General features: G+C 63.8%; 23 protein-coding genes and 1 pseudogene. 6 read left to right on the top strand and 18 right to left on the bottom strand.

What is annotated here, in order from left to right; genetic code table 11:
* The first annotated feature begins 11 nt into the window (after positions 1-11).
* A complete protein-coding gene (locus DA792_RS05965; RefSeq protein WP_107718975.1) occupies positions 12-362 on the top strand; it encodes a bactofilin family protein in 351 nt (116 codons plus the stop codon).
* Between the two features lie 8 nt (positions 363-370).
* Here DA792_RS05965 and DA792_RS05960 read toward each other — a convergent pair whose 3' ends face one another.
* The gene (locus DA792_RS05960) at positions 371-790 is read right to left on the bottom strand and encodes an acyl-CoA transferase (RefSeq protein WP_107718973.1); all 420 of its coding nucleotides are present in this window, start codon (positions 788-790) and stop codon (positions 371-373) included.
* Positions 791-813: 23 nt separating this feature from the next.
* Here DA792_RS05960 and DA792_RS05955 point away from each other — a divergent pair, with 23 nt between their 5' ends.
* Complete coding sequence (locus DA792_RS05955; protein WP_159075182.1) at positions 814-1,260, top strand: type II toxin -antitoxin system TacA 1-like antitoxin; 447 nt, start codon at positions 814-816, stop codon at positions 1,258-1,260.
* A complete protein-coding gene (locus DA792_RS05950) occupies positions 1,250-1,795 on the top strand; it encodes a GNAT family N-acetyltransferase (protein ID WP_107718968.1) in 546 nt (181 codons plus the stop codon). Before DA792_RS05955 ends, DA792_RS05950 begins: the two co-directional genes overlap by 11 nt.
* Positions 1,796-1,809: 14 nt before the next feature.
* Here the strand turns inward: DA792_RS05950 and DA792_RS05945 are convergent, their stop codons facing one another.
* From DA792_RS05945 to DA792_RS05905, 9 genes are read right to left on the bottom strand one after another with little or no spacing between them, the layout of a single operon-like run.
* Positions 1,810-2,439 carry a DUF6441 family protein gene (locus tag DA792_RS05945; RefSeq protein ID WP_107718966.1) on the bottom strand — a complete coding sequence of 210 codons (630 nt, stop codon included), beginning with the start codon at positions 2,437-2,439 and terminating at the stop codon, positions 1,810-1,812.
* Positions 2,436-2,747, bottom strand: coding sequence for a head-tail joining protein (locus DA792_RS05940; protein WP_107718964.1), 312 nt, complete (start codon positions 2,745-2,747; stop codon positions 2,436-2,438). Before DA792_RS05940 ends, DA792_RS05945 begins: the two co-directional genes overlap by 4 nt.
* On the bottom strand, positions 2,747-3,760 hold the full coding sequence (locus DA792_RS05935) for a major capsid protein (RefSeq protein ID WP_159075181.1): 1,014 nt from the start codon (positions 3,758-3,760) through the stop codon (positions 2,747-2,749). The genes DA792_RS05940 and DA792_RS05935 overlap by 1 nt, the downstream gene beginning before the upstream one ends.
* Before the next feature lie 25 nt (positions 3,761-3,785).
* Positions 3,786-4,151, bottom strand: coding sequence for a head decoration protein (locus tag DA792_RS05930; RefSeq protein ID WP_107718960.1), 366 nt, complete (start codon positions 4,149-4,151; stop codon positions 3,786-3,788).
* Between the two features lie 3 nt (positions 4,152-4,154).
* Positions 4,155-5,249 (bottom strand): head maturation protease, ClpP-related, encoded by a 1,095-nt coding sequence (locus DA792_RS05925; RefSeq protein WP_159075180.1) that lies wholly within the window; start codon positions 5,247-5,249, stop codon positions 4,155-4,157.
* Between the two features lie 4 nt (positions 5,250-5,253).
* Complete coding sequence (locus DA792_RS05920; RefSeq protein ID WP_254679365.1) at positions 5,254-6,774, bottom strand: phage portal protein; 1,521 nt, start codon at positions 6,772-6,774, stop codon at positions 5,254-5,256.
* 3 nt (positions 6,775-6,777) lie between these two features.
* On the bottom strand, positions 6,778-6,993 hold the full coding sequence (locus DA792_RS05915) for a phage head-tail joining protein (protein ID WP_107718955.1): 216 nt from the start codon (positions 6,991-6,993) through the stop codon (positions 6,778-6,780).
* A gap of 4 nt (positions 6,994-6,997) precedes the next feature.
* Positions 6,998-8,992 carry a phage terminase large subunit family protein gene (locus DA792_RS05910; protein ID WP_107718953.1) on the bottom strand — a complete coding sequence of 665 codons (1,995 nt, stop codon included), beginning with the start codon at positions 8,990-8,992 and terminating at the stop codon, positions 6,998-7,000.
* The gene (locus DA792_RS05905) at positions 8,940-9,500 is read right to left on the bottom strand and encodes a hypothetical protein (protein ID WP_107718951.1); all 561 of its coding nucleotides are present in this window, start codon (positions 9,498-9,500) and stop codon (positions 8,940-8,942) included. Before DA792_RS05905 ends, DA792_RS05910 begins: the two co-directional genes overlap by 53 nt.
* Positions 9,501-9,608: 108 nt before the next feature.
* Between DA792_RS05905 and DA792_RS05900 the strand changes: the two genes are divergently transcribed.
* From DA792_RS05900 to DA792_RS05890, 3 genes are all read left to right on the top strand, one after another.
* A complete protein-coding gene (locus DA792_RS05900) occupies positions 9,609-9,881 on the top strand; it encodes a hypothetical protein (RefSeq protein ID WP_107718949.1) in 273 nt (90 codons plus the stop codon).
* Positions 9,882-9,886: 5 nt separating this feature from the next.
* A complete protein-coding gene (locus tag DA792_RS05895) occupies positions 9,887-10,105 on the top strand; it encodes a hypothetical protein (protein WP_107718946.1) in 219 nt (72 codons plus the stop codon).
* 96 nt (positions 10,106-10,201) lie between these two features.
* Entirely contained in the window at positions 10,202-10,723 is a 522-nt protein-coding gene (locus tag DA792_RS05890; protein WP_107718945.1) for a DUF3489 domain-containing protein, read from the top strand.
* Positions 10,724-10,822: 99 nt separating this feature from the next.
* Here the strand turns inward: DA792_RS05890 and DA792_RS05885 are convergent, their stop codons facing one another.
* From DA792_RS05885 to DA792_RS05855, 8 genes and pseudogenes are all read right to left on the bottom strand, one after another.
* Positions 10,823-11,554, bottom strand: coding sequence for a hypothetical protein (locus DA792_RS05885; protein WP_107718942.1), 732 nt, complete (start codon positions 11,552-11,554; stop codon positions 10,823-10,825).
* 80 nt (positions 11,555-11,634) lie between these two features.
* The gene (locus DA792_RS05880; RefSeq protein WP_107718940.1) at positions 11,635-11,850 is read right to left on the bottom strand and encodes a DUF7220 family protein; all 216 of its coding nucleotides are present in this window, start codon (positions 11,848-11,850) and stop codon (positions 11,635-11,637) included.
* Positions 11,847-12,329 (bottom strand): hypothetical protein, encoded by a 483-nt coding sequence (locus DA792_RS22730; RefSeq protein WP_254679735.1) that lies wholly within the window; start codon positions 12,327-12,329, stop codon positions 11,847-11,849. The genes DA792_RS05880 and DA792_RS22730 overlap by 4 nt, the downstream gene beginning before the upstream one ends.
* Before the next feature lie 202 nt (positions 12,330-12,531).
* Positions 12,532-13,041: pseudogene (locus DA792_RS22725) on the bottom strand (DNA cytosine methyltransferase); the annotation flags it as partial.
* A gap of 4 nt (positions 13,042-13,045) precedes the next feature.
* On the bottom strand, positions 13,046-14,422 hold the full coding sequence (locus DA792_RS05870; protein WP_107718937.1) for a site-specific DNA-methyltransferase: 1,377 nt from the start codon (positions 14,420-14,422) through the stop codon (positions 13,046-13,048).
* Positions 14,423-14,817: 395 nt separating this feature from the next.
* Positions 14,818-15,264, bottom strand: a complete 447-nt coding sequence (locus DA792_RS05865; RefSeq protein WP_107718935.1) for a DUF6362 family protein — start codon at positions 15,262-15,264, stop codon at positions 14,818-14,820.
* The gene (locus tag DA792_RS05860; RefSeq protein ID WP_107718933.1) at positions 15,257-15,460 is read right to left on the bottom strand and encodes a hypothetical protein; all 204 of its coding nucleotides are present in this window, start codon (positions 15,458-15,460) and stop codon (positions 15,257-15,259) included. The genes DA792_RS05865 and DA792_RS05860 overlap by 8 nt, the downstream gene beginning before the upstream one ends.
* Complete coding sequence (locus DA792_RS05855; protein WP_439099383.1) at positions 15,457-15,804, bottom strand: hypothetical protein; 348 nt, start codon at positions 15,802-15,804, stop codon at positions 15,457-15,459. The genes DA792_RS05860 and DA792_RS05855 overlap by 4 nt, the downstream gene beginning before the upstream one ends.
* Positions 15,805-16,175 lie beyond the last annotated feature (371 nt).

Raw genomic sequence — 16,175 nt, 5'->3', positions numbered from 1 at the left:
GGCGAGATTGAATGGCGGATCAAAACGACTCTGAAGCCGGTGGCCGCTCGCATCTCGGCTCAGGCTCGCGCATCACGGGCGAGCTGTATTTTCCCGGCACCGTCGAATTGCCCGGTTATGTGAAAGGGCGTGTGGAAGCGTCCTCGATCGTCATCGAGGAGGCAGGCGAAGTCGAAGGCGAAATCCATGCAGCCAGCATCGACATAAAGGGGCGTTTCAACGGCCAAGTCACGGGTGGCAAGGTCAGGTTGCATACAAGCGCGCGGGTGACCGGCGAAATCACCTATGAGAGCCTGAGCATCGATAGCGGAGCGCAGATTGAGGGAAAGTGCAGATCCCAATCATATTCAAAAGCCACCTAACCGGATGATCACGCCAGCTGGTCGGCCGTGGAATAGTGCAGCGCCACCGGAATGACGGCCGCCTTGAGCGCCGCAGCACCCTCGATGGGCAGATCAACTGGACGGGGCGCTTCCGCCTCAATCCAGTCGCAGAGACCGCCCAGCGTGCGGTCAGCGGCAATCGCTAAGCCGATGCTGGCGCAGAGCGTGCCGAAGGCGGCGTCACGGTCAGCGCCCTGCACGACTGCCTCGATTTCGGCGCGATGCTGGTAGTGGTAGCGTAGCGGCGAGAGCGTCACCTCGGGCTCCCCCGGCTCGCCGTCGCGCAGGATCAGCAGGCCATCAACCGGGACGCGCTCGGGCAAGACCTCACCGCGCAGGGCGGTCGCGGGCAGCGCCGAAAGCCGCGCGTGCAGCGCGGTCAGGATGGTTTCGCGTGGGGTGGGCATTGTGCTATTCTGACGTTCGTTGGATGGTCGAGGCGATCATCATCATGGTGATCATCGTGATGAACATGATCTTTCCGATGCGGCCGACCCTGATCACCCTCATGATGATCATTGACATGTACGGCGTTATACCGTACATAGATCGGCGAAGGAGACCGATTATGTTTGCGATCGAAACCACCGCACCTACGCCGGGCAAGATGGAAGCGCGCAAAGAGTTGCGCATGCATCGTGCTGATGAAGAGCGCATAAAGGCTGCAGCTGCTGCCACTGGCCTGCAGGAAGCTGACTTTATTCGTCAGGCGGCCCTTCTGCGTGCGCAGGAAGTGGAACAGCGAATATCTCTCTCCATTCTGCCCATTGACGCGTTTGAAGCTTTCAAGGCCGCTATCGAGTTGCCCGGAAAGGTTGTGCCAGGTCTGGCACGCGCCGCCGAAGCGTCGAAGGGCCTCCTGAAGGATGCCGGCTGAGGCCGCGGCGGACACGCCCGCCCTCACAATCGCCAAGTTTGACAAGGCGCTGCATGACCGCAGCGCCTTTTCTTGCGGATTTGCGCCCATCGATAACTTTCTGAAATCCTCGCTTTCGGATCAAATCAAGGCCGGCATGGTCACAGCATGGATCGCAACGGATGGCAACGATCCCGCGGTGCTCGGTTTCTATACACTCGGCGCGATGGCCGTTCGGGCCAATCTTGGTCCCAAAAAGTGGCAGCGCGCTGGTGTCCCCGATATCCCGGTAATCTACATCCGTGCTGTCGCCGTACACGAAGCTTCGCAAGGTATGGGTCTGGGAACAGCTCTCGTAATAGATGCCTTGAAGCGCTGCCTCGAGATTGCTGACCAGATGGGTGCCGCAGCCATCACACTCGACGTGCTCCAAGACGACCATTTTGATCGCCGCTGGAACTTCTATGCCGAACTCGGCTTCCAAACCCTTGGCGATCCTGACAATCCGCACCGCGTCTTCATTCCGATGGCGGATGTACGAGCGTCTCTTAGCTGATGCTTAATCCAAATTCAAAACCTGTCCTCTACCCATTTCGCCACGATCAGCCCCGGCACGCTGTCGAGCGCCCGCTCTGCGTCCCGGTCGAGGTCCAGTCGCTTCGGCAGTTTGACCTGCGGCACCAGAAGGAAGATCGGCGCGGTGACCTTTCCGCGCCCAGTCTTTGATCGGGAGACCACCGCCTGACCCTTCGTATTCAGCCGTCCCTCGGCCACCAGCAGGCTCGGACCCGTCCGGCGATAGACGAAGCGCAGGCGTAGACCGCGTCGCCGCTCCCATTCGCCGGGGGTGATCCGCCCGCCGCGCGTGGATTTCCCGGCAGCGGGCAACGGAATCGCCAGCCAGAACCCGTCCTTCGAGCGGATCAGTGGGCCGGTATCGTGAGCGCCGACGATTACTGGGGCCTTGGACCAGACCAATGCCGCCGCATCAAGGCTCTCGCCCGACCTCGGGAAGTTCTGGTTACGGATCGAGTTGGCAAGCCGTCGTCCGAGCCCCGCGCCAGTGATCTGCATACGCCAAGCAGACTTCAGCCCGGTCCCGGCCTCGCGCATGGCCGCTGTCACCGCCCGTTCGCCCGCCGCGACCTCCGCTGCCATCATGGCGACGATGTCGGGATCGATGTCGAGTTTCAGTTTCACGCGGACCTCAGGTCCACGGTCCAGACCAATCGTTCCCGGTCACGAACGGGCTCGCCCTGAATGAGGAAGGCTTCGCCGTCGATTTCCAAGCGGTCGCCCGGACGCGGGGCCGGAACCTCAGCGACACGCAGGTCGATCCGGGTCGTTTCCGACCAGAGCCGGGCATCGCCAAAGTCGGTGATCGCATCAGCCTGCCGCGAGACGACGCGCACCAGCATGGGCGCGCCGCCGTCGGAGGTGTAGATCGCCTCGCGCCCGATGTTCGGGTCGGCGAACAGCAAGTCGACGGCGGCGTCGAAGGCAGACATCACGTCCGCCTTGCCGAGCGCAGCACTTGTGGGCGAGTGCAGATCGGCAGCGGGTTGCTCTCGATTTCGAGCCGCACCCATTCGTCACGGTCCCTATCGGGGATCGTGCGGGCGTAGAGCGGCAGTCCCAGAGTATTGACCGTCTCGAAGGTGTCGGCGGGTGCGTGGTAGATTTCAAACAGTCCCTCGACGCCTTCGGGATAGAAGAAGGCCTTGTCGGTCGGCACACCGAAGCCCGCCCCACCTCGATAGCGACGGAAGGTGATGCCACCAAAGCTGACCTCGTCGGCGACCCGGCCGCGCAGATCGGCAGCAGCGGCGGTGTTGAGATAGGTCTCGCGCACCTCCTTGTGGGCAATGAGATCAGCGAAGAAGGCGGAGCCGCATTCGGCGCGGACCTGCACGGCCCCGGCCGCGAGCCCGCCCATGCTGTCCTCGACATCCTCGATCAGCGCCTGGCAGCGTTTGCGTAGCGCGCCGGAACCCGGGGTCGCATTGTCGAGATCAAAGTCGATCTCGGTGGCGGGCGTGATGGCGAACTCGGTGAAGTAGTTGATCACCGTGGCGCTGTCCTTGGGATCCTTCACGATGCCCTGAATGCCGTTCAGCAGATGATATTCGAACGTCGCCTCCGCATCCTGGCGCAAACGGCCAAGCTTGCGGGCGACCTCGCTTTGCACCTGCTGGGTCGCACTTTCCGAGCCGAAGTCGCGGATGCCCTGGATTTCAGACGCCCAGAGCACGTCCTGCTTCTTGAACTGGCGGCAGACAAAGGCGCGCATGTCGCGACGCTCCGGCACTTGTTGCTCGGCCGCCGAGCCGCGTTCAGAGAACGGGATTAGCGACAGCGTGCCGTCCCGGCTCTCGATCACGACGGTGCGCGAGCGCACGCCGCGCGGTGAGAACAGGCTGGCGCCCGACAGGATCGCGGGCTTGAAGGGGATGTTTTCCAGAGCACGGGTGAGTTCGATGATGGTGAAGGCATCGCCTTCGAAGATATCCATGGTGGTCATGGGAATGCCTCCTTTGAGGGTTTGATCAGCGGACGAGGATGCCGACCGCCTGCAGCGCGGCATGGGCGGCGGTGATCTCGCCCTCACTGGGGGTGCCGACAAAGACAAGATCGTAGCGATTGACGACGGCGGGGCCGCGAACCAGCGCAACGGCTGGCGCATCGCCGCCTGTCGCGTCGGCCTTGCCCCAGAGCACCGCCACGGCGGTTTCAGTACCGTCGACGGCGGCGGGATCATGGGCCGCGTATTTGCCCGAAGCCGTGATCATGCCCAGCACGGTGCCCGGATTGAGCGTGCCGGACGCAACGGTGACGGTTTCGCGGGTGTAGTCGCGGAAGGCTTCCCAAACGAGGAAGCCTCCGGGATGCGTGGTCTCCGTGAGCGTGGTCATGAGTTATCCTTTCAGTTTGAAGGTACGGGCGACGATCTCGCCCCATGGGCGGGCCGTCGTGGTCCGGCCGGGTTGCGGGTGATGGGCGGCGATTTCGGGTTCTGCCTCGGCTTTGACAGCGAGAAGGGCCATGCGGACGTCGTCGAGACTGGCGTCCTGATCGAGGAAGCGCCCAGCCATCTGCGGCTGGCCTGCAAGGCGGCAAAGATCGACGATAGCGCGGGCATGGGTGATCGCCTCGGCGCGGATCGCGGCGGAATCGGGCGGTGCGCCACCCGGGGTCGGGATCGGGTCCGAAGGGCTGGGCATGTCGTCGGCCTCAACTTGCCCCTCGGGCTCGACAGGCGCATCGTCGCTGTCCGCCTCTCCAGTGCCGTCGGCAGGTTCGACATCGCCGTCCACGATACTGTCGATCTCTTGGTGCATGTTGGTGCCCGTCTCTGGATTGCCTTCGGCCGGAACGCTCTCCGCCTCGGTCGGAACACCCTCCTGGCTTGTTGCTTCCACTGCCTCGACGAGGTCCGGCGGCGCGTTGCGGAACCGACCGATGTCGAACCGCGCAGCCATCCTGACGGGTTCCGCCAGCCGGTCCGCGAAACCCGCCGCCACCGCATCACCCGCATCGAACCATGTTTCGGCCGACATCAGCGCTGCGATCTCGTCATCGGTCTTGCCGGATTTGGCGGCATATCCCCGGACGAGGCTGCCCGCGATCTTGTCCAGCGCTTCGGCCATGGCGCGCATGTCGCCCGCCGTGCCCATTGCCAACCCCGACGGGTCGTGGATCATCAGGAACGCGTTTTCCGGCATGACGATCTCGTCACCCGCCATGGCGACATAGGAGGCGGCAGAGGCGGCAATACCGTCGATCCAGACCGTGACCGTGCCCGTGTGCCGCTTCAACGCATTGTAAATCGCCACCGCATCGAAGACTGACCCGCCCGGGCTGTTCAGCCGCAGATCGACCGGCGTCCCGTCGGGCAGTGCGCCGAGTTCGGCAAGAAACCCCTTCGCCGAAACCCCAAAGGCGCCAATTTCGTCATAGATCGCCACTTCCGCACCTGTTCCCCGGGCGCGGATCGCATACCAGCTTGTCATATTGTCACTCCTGTTCGGTGGCGGGATCGGTGGAGGCGGATCCGTCGCCTGTGTCTTCGCCTGTGCCATCTCCAGGATCAGGCCGCGCGGCGGGCGTCGCCCGCGCGCCTTGCGTCTCGCCGGGGCTCGCGCGGTAGCTCAGCCCCAGATCAGCACTGCGTTTGGCATCTGCCGCATTTTCGCGGTCCACTTCCTCGACGTCATAGCCGGTGGCCTCGACCACCTTCCGGCGCGAGGTGATGCCCGCTTCCATGGCCAGCACTTGCGCCTGGATGTCCTTCAGCGGGTCGACCCAATCCCAGCGTGGCGGGATCCATTGCACCGGCCGCGCGACGGCGGGATTGCCGATATCCAGCGCTCCCGACAACACGGCCGTCTCAAGCCAGCGCCGCCAGATCGGCCGACACAACTGGTGTGCCATCACCCCGTGCTGCAACTGACCGATGCGGCGGCGGAACTCGACCAGCTCTGCCCGCAAGCTCGAATAGTTCGCCTGGCGCACATCCCCGGTGACCAGGTGGTACGGCAGCCCCAGAGAGGCTGATACCGACAAGAGCGTCCGATATTGAAACGCCTCATAGCCGCCCCCAACATCTGCAGGACTGGAGAACTTCACATCCTCGCCCGGCAGCAGCACCTGCATCGTGCCAGGTTCGAGGCTCGCAATGGCGGTGCCATCGAGAGCGGCCTCGGCCTCACCCATCATCGGGTCTTCCGGCGCAGTCTTGGTGATGAACCCGGCGAACATCGCCGCCGTCTTCTTTCGGTCGAGCTCGGCGTCATCGTACTGGTCCAGCAAAAACAGCCGCACCATGGCCGGAGCCACATGCGGCAGGCCGCGGATCTGGCCTGCATCAATGGGCCGATAGATGTGAAGCACATCCTCAGCGGGCACGCGCACCGTATCCGGGATCACCGCTCCCTGATCGGTGCTGTCGCCCGGATGGCGACGGCGGAAGTGGTAGGCCACGCGCCCGATGCCGTCAAATTCAATCCCGCAGCGGATGCGATTGCCGTTTGCCGCAGTTTCGGTCTTCTCGAATGGCAGCATCTCCGACTGGAGAAGCTGAAGCTGAAAAGGCACCAGTAATCCGTCTTCCACTCTGCGGGGGCGCATTCGCACGAAGCATTCGCCTGCCACGAACATTTCCCGCGCGACCATGGCCTGCAGGCCGTAGAAATCGGTCAACCCGTCGGCATCGGCCTCGTCGGTCCAGGCGAGCCACAACCGCTGAACACTGTCACGCAACGCCGCATCCGTGATCAGCGACGAGGGCTTGATCCCATCGCCCACCAGGTTTGCTGCGAAGGCCTCGCAAGCATTTGCGGCATAGCCGTTCGTGACGACCAGTTCGCGCGACCGCGCCAGCAGGCGGGGACCGCCCGAGGCGACCAGCGAATTGATGTTCTCCAGCGGCGGGTTCCAGCCGCGAAGCCGTCGTTTCGCCATAGCGCCTTCGAGGCGCGCTGACACGGCTGCCGGGCCGCCCGAGGATGGGCGACGGAAACGATCAAACAGGCCCATGGATCAAAGACCCTTCGTCGTCGTGACACGCACCTGCCGAACGATCCGCCGTCCTTCAGCAGCCGCGATCTCGCGGTCAAGCGCCTCGATGGCCCGGTCGATTTCCGCGACGCTGCGATAGTCCACCGTCTTTCCGTCGTAACTGACACGCGCCACGCCAGAGGAGCGTTGAACGGCCAACGCCTCGCGGCGGGCACGGAGCTCGGCAATCGTAGACATCAATTCACCTCATGTAGCTTGAGCGCACGGTTCGCCGCTGTGGTCCCGCGCGCCGAGAAGCGGGCGTGGTGTTTCCCGCCCCGTCCTCAGCCATGTCCTCCGCCGTGATCCCGACCTGTGCTTCCAGATCAGTCCACCGCGCATCGGACCAACGGTCAGCGCCCAATATCCAAGCGGCTGCCCGGGCATAGACGCGACAATCCAGAGCTTCATTGCGTTCGCGCAGCTTCTGCCATTCGAGCCGGGCAAAGCCGCGTTTGGTGCGCACCGTGATCAGTTGTTCGGCCGTGAATTGCTTCAACCACTCGCCGTCCGCCCAGTTTGGCAGATGGATGGTTCCGGGCGGGCAAAGGTGCCCAGCCTCGATTTCCTCCCGCGTCGGCCGGTCCTGGCGCAAATAGCGATAGGTCTCGGTTTTGAAGGTCGACGTGGCGACCGTCCAAAGCCGCGCCCCGCGCCGCAGCCTTTTGCCTGCGATGGTCGCGTCTACATACGTCGGGCCAGTGACCGGGCTCGAGCGGTTGAAGCCTTCAATTCCTTTGACCGGGGCCACCTGCGCGAAACCGACCTGTCGCGACCAGGCATAGACAGCACTGGTCTCGTAGCCGGTATCGATCGCCAGCCGTGCCAACGTCATCGGTTGACCTGAGGCATGTTCCCATGTTTGACCGAGCAAATTGGTCAGCTGCTGCCAGCACGCCTGGTCGCCGGGCCCGCCCTCGATGACCAGGTGATCAATCAGCCAACTCTCCAGCCCACGGCCCCAGGCCCAGACATCGACTTCGATGCGATCCTTCTGCACATCCGCTCCCGCAGTCAGGAACAGACTGCCTGTTGGCACAGCGCCAGCATTCCAGGTCTCGCGCTGGTCCGCCAAGCGCTGCCAGTCCGGGGCCTCGCCGGTTTCGACCCATGTCTCGCCGAGGATCGTGTTGCGGAAGGCTTTGATTGCCTCGTCCGACCCCTGCGCCGCGTCCCATGCTCGCACGATCCGCTCCCAGCTCAGCCAGCCGATCGGCGAATAGAGCGCCGAAAGGTGATAGCCGACGGTGCCGGGATCGGCTGCGGTCGCCGTCGCCCGCCATTCGCCAGCCTCCAGCATCGCCGTCTTGTGATGCTCGGCGATGGACGTCTCACAGCCTTCGCAGTGATATTCAGCCGTCTCCGGCCGCCCCTTTTGCCAGCGCAGCCGTTCGAACTTCAGCCACTGTTCCTGACCGCAATGCGGGCACGGCACAAAGAACCGCCGCTGGTCGCTGGCATCATATTCGCGCTCAATCCGGCTCAGTCCCCGGATTGTCGGGGTCGAGACCAGGAAGACCTTGCGGCGATGGGCGAATGTCAGCGACCGCGCTTCGGCCAGCGTTACGGGATCGCCTTCATCGTCGGCGGATGCTGGATAGGCATCAACCTCATCGAGGAAGATGTAACGCGCCGGGGTCGAGCGCAGCCCAACGGCCGAGTTCGCCCCGGTCATGATCAGGATGCCGCCCGCGAATTCCTTCGACAGCATGGTGTTGCCCGCGTCGCGCGAGCGCGCCGGTTTGACCCGCTCCCGCAGTTCGGGGCTCTCATCGATCAGCGGATCGATCCGTTGGCGTGAGTTTCGTTTCGCCAGTTCCACCGTCGGCTGGACCGCCAGCATCGGGCCCGGTGCCTGGTGGATCGCAAAGCCGATCCAGTTGTTCCCCGCCTCCGTCGCGCCGACCTGCGCCGCCTTCATGAAGACGATCCGCTGCGTTGGATCGCCGGGCGACAGCCGGTCCATGATTTCGCCCATGTAGGGCGTGCGCGCCGTGCGATACCGCCCCGGTTCTGCCGAAGCGCGCCCGGAGAGCATCCGGTGCCGGTCCGCCCATTCGGAAACAGTCAGGTCTGCATCCGGCGTGAGGCCCGCTCCCCAGGCGCGCAGGATCTCTGTCGCGCCGTCGAACTCGAGCGCTTCATCACCTGAGATCAGGTTTGACCTCGGCAAGATCGTCGAGCTGGGCACGGACATGTTTCTCCAGAACCTTCTGCATCGCGGCGGTCTCAACGTCCAGATCGGCCGCCATCAACGCCGCCGCTCGGGACGGCCAGTTGACCCAGACGTCACGCTCCTGCCGCGCCAGCCGGAACACCAGCGACAGCGCGCGGGCCCGGTCGATCAGCTCGCCTTTCAGCTTCTGTAGCCGGAGGCGCCGTTCCTGCGCCTTCAGCACTTCGTTCGCCGTCTTGGCCTGCAAGAACGTGGTCCCGCTGCCGATTGAAGGTGCCGCCAGCCCCTGTTCACGGAGCGTCTCGCCGACTGCGGACACTGCCGCCTCCGGGACAGGCTTGAGTTTTGGCTGCGGCGCTTTCCGGGTCTTCGACGGATCGGTCGCTTCGGCGCGCAAGGCATCGCTGGCCACCGCGTCAATGCTGCCATCGCCGTACAGAACCAGCCGCCCTGTCGCTTTGGCCTTCTGGATTGCACCACGTGAAAGGCCGACGCGGGCAGCGTATTGGCGCTCGCTCAGACCCTCCATAGCACGCTCCGATTATCATTCAAAATCATGTTCTTATGTAGTTGATAGGCCTCCGAAGTAGAGCGAACGTGATCCTACGAAAACGATGCAACTCACAACGGAGCCGCCATGATGACCCGCCTGAACCCGATCACCACACCCCGCCACCAACTTCGCGCCGAGAAGGCTGCGCGGAACAAGGAAGCAGCGCTCACCGCCTTCATCGGCAAGAAGGCCGAGATCGACGAAATGCTGGCCCGCTTAACAAGCCTCAGCGACGACCACTTCAACGCCCACGCCGACGAGATCAATTGGGGCCATGTCGGCACCCTTGAGCATTACGCCAGCCTCCTGAAGCGCATCACCTACAGCGCTTTCAGCGAAGGCGAGCACGCGGAGTGAGTCCCATGGAAACCAGCACCATCCGCATCGCCATTCACAGCCTCAACGAGCCTTGGGACACGAGCCGCATCCCGGCCGTCCTCGACGAAATAGAAGCATCGCTCAGAGAGGAAGCCAACGCTTGGGCGCGCCTTACCGCCGACAGCATGACAATCGCAATCGACGTCGCCACCGACCGACTGCCCGACGCCGCAGCGCTCCTGCGAGACCTTGGCCTGATCTGACCTCGGGCAGACGTCCAAACTCCGGCCGCGCGCCCTGCGCGGCTTGGGGTCGTAGAAGACCGCGACGGTCGCGGTCCGAACACGGGAGACGACCCCATGACCAGACTTTCCGGCACCCAGACAATCATCCTGTCGCGCGCGGCCCAGAACGAGGACCGCATTGCCCTGCCGTTGCCCGAGAGCCTGCGCGGCGGTGCCGCGTCCAAGGTGGTCGGCGCGATGCTCGCCAAGGGCCTCCTCGAAGAGGTCGAAGCCGACATGCGCAAGGGCGAGCCGGTCTGGCGCGAGACTGGAGACGGCCACAGCGTCACGTTGATCGCCACCGGCGCAGGGCTCGCCGCCATCGGCATTGAGACTGACAGCGTGGAAACCAAACCGACCGAGGATGCAGCACCCAAGACGCGCACCCCACGCGGACGCACCAAGCAGGTAACGCTCATCGCCATGCTGCGCGCGCCAGAGGGCGCGACCATCGCAGAGATCATGGCCGCAACCGGATGGCAGTCACACACGGTGCGCGGCGCGATGTCCGGTGCGCTCAAGAAAAAGCTCGGGCTCGAAGTGACCTCGGAAAAGGTCGAAGGGCGTGGCAGGGTCTACAGTCTCCCCAGCGCTTGATAGCGGCGGCGAGTTTCTATGCTGCCGCCAGACGTGGGCGGCAGTTACCCTTGCGCGGTAGAGGTCCGACGAGACAACTCGGCTTCAGACGCTGATGGTTCAGCGGTCAATTACCTTGTCTATCACGTCCCCGAATTGGTTCAGGAACTTAACCTTCGTCCGCTCGAGCACATTCTTTACTCTTGGTCCGGCAATCCAACAGGGCTCCTCAGGAAACTTGTTCGCAGCGACCAACTCCTTCCAATAGGAATCTCGCTCTGCGTCCGTAGTAAGCCCCTGAAGCTCGCAGAGAACCTCAAAAGGACTGCTTCTTCCACAGACAGCATGCACCTCGTCGTACCTGAGCGTTGCAGTCAATATGACTTCACTCTGCCGAAATCTGAAATAGGTCAGCGCCTTAGCGTTCAAGCCATTGCCTTCTTCGAACTCTGCGACTCTTGCCCGAAAGGCCGGGTCTGACCAGAGCGCGGGCACATTCAAAACCACCTCGTCCGCGTTTGGACGGTGAGCAAATACCGCTGAGAACGTGCCATCTCGGAGCGGGTCTTTGAATTCCTGTGCGAACTTGGGGTCGGTAGTCCAAGACGCGACGCCCTCGTCGATGTTCCCATTGAGAAAAAGAGGGCCTAAGTCCCCGCCGTTTTGTTGGTTGTTAGGTACCAAGAAGCGTTTCCGAAAACAAATTTCAGTGCATGTGACAAACCGTTCCGGCAGACGCTGCTCCGAAATTGCCTCCAGTAGCTCTTCGGTAATTGGTATGCGGCGGGTGCGGTCCTCGCGCCATCCGTTTTGCCATGCGCCGAGAGCTGCCAGAAGCCGATCTGAGAACATGAAATCTCCTTATTCAATCAAATCAATCTTTAGCATCACCCCACGACTCTAATCGCGCCAGCTCGCATGTCAGAATGACATTATCTTACCCTGATCGCCTCGAACACCCGCCGCAGGGCGAAGGACCGCGCAATGCTGACCACCGTGAAGATCGCGCCCATCTTCAGGTTCTGCGCCAGCGTCGTGTGCAGGCCGAAGATCGGGAAGATCAGGATCTGCGTGACGACCGCGACGCCGTAGCCGACAAATACGTTGGCGATGGCCTCGGCCAGCGACATGAGGCGCGATTGCTTCATGTCGCCGCCTCATCCGGCGGCCAGCAGTTCTGCCGCGAGAGTTCGCAGCGCATGCGCCGCAACCAAGGGGACCACGCCGTTGCCACAGAGGCGAAGCCGGTCCACCCTGTGGGCCAGCCCATCAGCGCCTCGACAAACAGCGGGTTCAAGGTCCGGCGCACATCGGAGGTATTGCTCCCAGCCATCGGCGTCACCAGGACCTGGCGGCCAAGAAGGCCGTTGACCGGCGTGTTCGCCAGTGTCGTCGCCCCATCCTTGTGATCCCGCGCCGTCGGCGTCATCCACATGCGGCTGGCATGGGTCAGATCGGCCGTCTTGCGATTGCCCGCGCTCGGCTTGCACCCATCGTTCGCCATCGGCGTCGGCAAGTCCCGCGCCATACCGTCCAGACCCTTCTCGTGTTTCCGGTCTCCGCCCCGGCTCCGGAAGCTGTCGGTCTGCGGCGTCGGCCACATCGCGGCGCTCGTCGCCAGGTTCATCCCATGCTTGCCCGCTTCTTGCGAGGGCGTTAGTTTCGTCTGCCGGTTCTCGTTCGCGCTTGCCCTCGGCGTCGGCCATAGCCGCAACATCTCCGTCCGGTTGCCGCCACTCGACCGGGTGCCAGAGCAGGCGCGAGGGGTCGGCCAGTTCGGAGCCCTCGCGGATGGCGAGGATGAACAGCCGCTCGCGTTTGTGCGGCGCACCGACTTCCGCCGCTGTAAAGAGACCCGCCGCAAGGCGGTAGCCCATGCCGACCAGTCCGCTGGCGACTTCGGGGAAGCCGAGGCGGAGATGATGGGCGACATTCTCGAGGAAGACGAAGGGCGGCTCGACCTCGTTGATGATCCGCGCGACATGCGGCCAAAGGTGGCGCGGGTCGTCGGCACCCCGGCGCTTGCCCGCGACAGAGAACGGCTGGCACGGATATCCCGCAGTAACGATGTCCACCGCACCGCGCCACGGGCGGCCGTCGAAGCTGGCAACATCGTCCCAGACAGGCGCTGGATCCAGGGCCGTCTCTTCCATCCGTGCCACGAGGATGGCCGCGGCGTAGGTTTCCCGTTCGACATGGCCCACAGTTCGATATCCGGGGATGGCAATGGTGAGCCCGAGGTCGAGCCCGCCTGCGCCGGAGCAGAGCGAGAGGCCAAACAGGCATGCGTCTTCAGTTCCGGAAGTGCACCCGGAGGAAGGTAGAGCCAGGTCATGCATTGCCTCAGGCTGCGGATTTGCGGTCGCGGGCGGACTCGGGTTCGCCGTTTGCGGCCGGGACATCGGCGGAGACGTCAGCATTGTCGCCCAGCCGCTCGGTCCGCACCTGAGCGAAGGTCCGGCCATCACCGTCCAGGATCACCTCGCGCCCCGTGTCGGCCTGCCAGCGTTCGACGGCAACGTCGATGTAGGCCGGGCTGATTTCCATCGCGAAGACGCGGCGACCATAGGCTTCACCGGCCATGATCTGCGAGCCGGAGCCGCAGAAAGGCTCGTAGCAGAGACCGCCGCGCGCCACGTGCTGCCGCATCGGAATGCCGAACGCGTCGAGCGGTTTCGGCGTCGGATGATCGGGCCGTTCGTCCTTGGCAAAGCTCGGCAGCGCCCATGTCGATGACAGCGTTTCCTCGGCCACCTTTGGCGGGCGGTTGGGTCGACGCCAGCCCATGAAACAGGGCTCGTGCTTCCAGAGATAGTGCGACCGGGTCAGGACACCGCGGTCTTTCACCCAGATGATCTGCTGGTGAACGAATGCCCCAGCCTTCTCCCAGCATGCTTCCAGCATCGCCTGACGACGCGAGGCGTGCCAGCAATACCAGGCCGCGTTCTCGGCGATTGCCTCAGCCACTGCAGCGGCGATGAAGCCATCGTACAGTTCCGCACCTTGGCTGCTGTCGTCCCAGGTGGTGCCATAAGACGCCGACCAATCCTTGTTCCGTGTCGGATGGTTCGAGCCGTCGTAGTCGACGAGGTAAGGCGGATCGGTCGCGAACAGGATCGCCCGCTCGCCATTCATCAGGCGGCGTACATCGGCAGCGCTGGTGCTGTCGCCGCAGAGCAACCGGTGATCGCCGAGGATCCACAGGTCGCCGGTTTGCGATGCCGGATTGCGCGGCGGCTCGGGAATGGTCACCGGCGGCACAGAGCCCCCGGCACCACCTTCGTCGCCATCCTCCTCCGGCACATAGGCCAGCAGCTTGTCCAACTCACCATCGGAAAAACCGACCAGAGACAGATCGTAGTCCTCCGCCAGCAGGTCGTTCAGTTCCGCAGACAGCAGCGCCTCGTCCCAGGTGCCCAGTTCGGTCAGCTTGTTGTCCGCGATCCGGTAGGCCCGGCGCTGCGCCTCGGTCAGGTGACCCAGCACGATCACCGGTGCCTCGGTTAGCCCGAGCTGCGTGGCGGCCAGGACCCGGCCATGGCCCGCGATCAGCTCGCCGTCGTCAGCAACGAGGCACGGCACCGTCCAACCGAACTCGGCCATGCTGGCGGCGATCTTCGCAACCTGGTCCGCGCCATGCGCCTTTGCGTTCTTGGCATAAGGCTGGAGCTTGGCCAGCGGCCAGGTCTCAATCGCGTCCGGGGCAAAGCTCAGGGTCATGCGGGTCGGTCCCCCTCAATCGGGTTGACTCCGGATGCCGGCAGCCAGTCTGGACTCCGCGAGGGGTCCAGCGGCCACCGGGCGTATCCGGTGCCAAAGTTCTGTTTTGTCGTGGTTTTCAGCAGGTCGCGGGTGGATGCCCGCCGGGGTGGCTTCCCAAAAAACCGGCCCTGTCGCTGGCGATATTGCGCGCTTCGCCCGCCCGTATACGTTTCGGGCCAGGAAGGACCCGTGAATTCAGTGGGTTAGCGACCTGGACCCCGGCTGGACCCTTGGGTGGACCCCGGAAGCCAGCTGCGCGGCGTCTGCCTGCGCGCTCCTCTCCCGAGTATATCCAATTTGTAGCCTCATTCTCGAAATGTGTAAGGCCCTGCGATGTACACCGGAAAATTGCCTCACAAGACGATTTTTCTTGACAGGCAGTTGGCGTTTTCGATGACGAACTGCTGCGAGCGCCGGACCGGAGGCATCCGGCCATGCAGACGCCATGTGATCACCGCGAGCCCGAACTGCCAGCGTTTGTTCGCCGCTGTCCGGCTCAGCCCCATCTCCCAGCAGATTGGTTTCCACGGCGTGCGTTCGGCACGCAGCCAGACGATCCGGGCATCATCCCGTTCCAGCCAGCGCAGCCAGAGCAGAGCCTCCTCGGCCTCGGTGATCTGGCGCGGGCCCGGTCGGGGCCGCCGCATCTGCGGCTCCTGACCAACCTTGTCCGCGAAGCTGTGGAAATACTCGGGCCAGGCGTTGAAGAAGCCCTGCGGCATGACACCGGGCAAGGTGCGGAAGACGTCGGCCGCGCTCTCCAGCCGGTCCTCCACACGTGTGGTTGTCCACTCACCCATGGCGCGCCTCCCGTTCAAGTTTGCCGTAGAGACGCTCGCCAAGCTGGCGCACCAGTTCCCGCTCGGGCCAGGTCAACCGGTCATCGTCAATGGCGACGGCAAGCAGGCCTTGTTCCTTCCAGCCATCCCGTTTGACCTCATCGGGCTGGCGGCGATGCCCACCATAGCCCTTGGGCGTGAAGCGCATACAGGTCATTGCGCACCTCCGTGGGTTTCCATGGCCCAGAGGAGGATCGCGATGGCATCGGCTTCGTTGTCATCGGCCGGGCTGAACCCGCGGGCCCGGGCGGCGGCGATCATGGCGTCCTTGTTGGCGTTGCCCTTGCCGGTGGCGTGGCGCTTGATGGTGCCGACCGGCACGCCCTCGTAGGGCACTCCTCGCATCTCGGCCCAGCTGCTCAGGGTGGCCATCAGGCCCCCATAGACGTGAGCCGCGTCGGTCCCGGCATGGCGACGGACTTCCTCGAACCAGATGGCAGCGATGGGACCGGACAACCGCTCCAACTCGCCCAGCCAGTTCGTGAAGCGCAGGTACCGCATGCCCCCACCGTCGTAGCGCCCAGGCTTAAACGATGCGGTGCCGCTGGTGATTAGACCGTCCGTGGACCGCAGAGCCCAGCCCGTGGTTGTCCCGAGATCCAGGGCAAGAATGGTACCGGGCAGAGGTGCCAGCTGGTGTTCGCACACGGGTTCAATTTGCCTGTTCGACATTGTCATCTCCATTGCTGCTCGAAAGGTGAAGGGCTCGGTGCACATCGGCCCGCGCGCGGATACCCGTCTGCGTATGGGATGGGGGCCAAACCTGCTGGTTGGCGCCCCATACGTAGTATGGGGGCTTTCCACACTAACTCCTCCTCTCCGGGTAACGCGCTGATAAAGAACGAAAAATTAGGAGTTCGGAGGAGTTGGGG

This window comes from Celeribacter baekdonensis (assembly GCF_003047105.1).
GTDB lineage: Bacteria > Pseudomonadota > Alphaproteobacteria > Rhodobacterales > Rhodobacteraceae > Celeribacter > Celeribacter baekdonensis_B.
The sequence above is the reverse complement of the archived record's forward strand: the minus strand, read 5'-3'. Positions and strand labels throughout refer to the sequence as shown.

What these genes read in the sequence shown, in the direction of transcription:
- DA792_RS05865 (WP_107718935.1), bottom strand. Translation starts at nt 15,264, where the DNA reads ATGGGTGAGTGGACAACCACACGTGTGGAGGACCGGCTGGAGAGCGCG.
- DA792_RS05855 (WP_439099383.1), bottom strand. Translation starts at nt 15,804, where the DNA reads ATGCGGTACCTGCGCTTCACGAACTGGCTGGGCGAGTTGGAGCGGTTG.
- DA792_RS05925 (WP_159075180.1), bottom strand. Translation starts at nt 5,249, where the DNA reads ATGACAAGCTGGTATGCGATCCGCGCCCGGGGAACAGGTGCGGAAGTG.
- DA792_RS22730 (WP_254679735.1), bottom strand. Translation starts at nt 12,329, where the DNA reads ATGAACCTGGCGACGAGCGCCGCGATGTGGCCGACGCCGCAGACCGAC.
- DA792_RS05920 (WP_254679365.1), bottom strand. Translation starts at nt 6,774, where the DNA reads ATGGGCCTGTTTGATCGTTTCCGTCGCCCATCCTCGGGCGGCCCGGCA.
- DA792_RS05880 (WP_107718940.1), bottom strand. Translation starts at nt 11,850, where the DNA reads ATGAAGCAATCGCGCCTCATGTCGCTGGCCGAGGCCATCGCCAACGTA.
- DA792_RS05890 (WP_107718945.1), top strand. Translation starts at nt 10,202, where the DNA reads ATGACCAGACTTTCCGGCACCCAGACAATCATCCTGTCGCGCGCGGCC.
- DA792_RS05895 (WP_107718946.1), top strand. Translation starts at nt 9,887, where the DNA reads ATGGAAACCAGCACCATCCGCATCGCCATTCACAGCCTCAACGAGCCT.
- DA792_RS05905 (WP_107718951.1), bottom strand. Translation starts at nt 9,500, where the DNA reads ATGGAGGGTCTGAGCGAGCGCCAATACGCTGCCCGCGTCGGCCTTTCA.
- DA792_RS05935 (WP_159075181.1), bottom strand. Translation starts at nt 3,760, where the DNA reads ATGACCACCATGGATATCTTCGAAGGCGATGCCTTCACCATCATCGAA.
- DA792_RS05860 (WP_107718933.1), bottom strand. Translation starts at nt 15,460, where the DNA reads ATGACCTGTATGCGCTTCACGCCCAAGGGCTATGGTGGGCATCGCCGC.
- DA792_RS05955 (WP_159075182.1), top strand. Translation starts at nt 814, where the DNA reads ATGGTCGAGGCGATCATCATCATGGTGATCATCGTGATGAACATGATC.
- DA792_RS05915 (WP_107718955.1), bottom strand. Translation starts at nt 6,993, where the DNA reads ATGTCTACGATTGCCGAGCTCCGTGCCCGCCGCGAGGCGTTGGCCGTT.
- DA792_RS05910 (WP_107718953.1), bottom strand. Translation starts at nt 8,992, where the DNA reads ATGTCCGTGCCCAGCTCGACGATCTTGCCGAGGTCAAACCTGATCTCA.
- DA792_RS05900 (WP_107718949.1), top strand. Translation starts at nt 9,609, where the DNA reads ATGATGACCCGCCTGAACCCGATCACCACACCCCGCCACCAACTTCGC.
- DA792_RS05870 (WP_107718937.1), bottom strand. Translation starts at nt 14,422, where the DNA reads ATGACCCTGAGCTTTGCCCCGGACGCGATTGAGACCTGGCCGCTGGCC.
- DA792_RS05965 (WP_107718975.1), top strand. Translation starts at nt 12, where the DNA reads ATGGCGGATCAAAACGACTCTGAAGCCGGTGGCCGCTCGCATCTCGGC.
- DA792_RS05885 (WP_107718942.1), bottom strand. Translation starts at nt 11,554, where the DNA reads ATGTTCTCAGATCGGCTTCTGGCAGCTCTCGGCGCATGGCAAAACGGA.
- DA792_RS05960 (WP_107718973.1), bottom strand. Translation starts at nt 790, where the DNA reads ATGCCCACCCCACGCGAAACCATCCTGACCGCGCTGCACGCGCGGCTT.
- DA792_RS05940 (WP_107718964.1), bottom strand. Translation starts at nt 2,747, where the DNA reads ATGTCTGCCTTCGACGCCGCCGTCGACTTGCTGTTCGCCGACCCGAAC.
- DA792_RS05950 (WP_107718968.1), top strand. Translation starts at nt 1,250, where the DNA reads ATGCCGGCTGAGGCCGCGGCGGACACGCCCGCCCTCACAATCGCCAAG.
- DA792_RS05930 (WP_107718960.1), bottom strand. Translation starts at nt 4,151, where the DNA reads ATGACCACGCTCACGGAGACCACGCATCCCGGAGGCTTCCTCGTTTGG.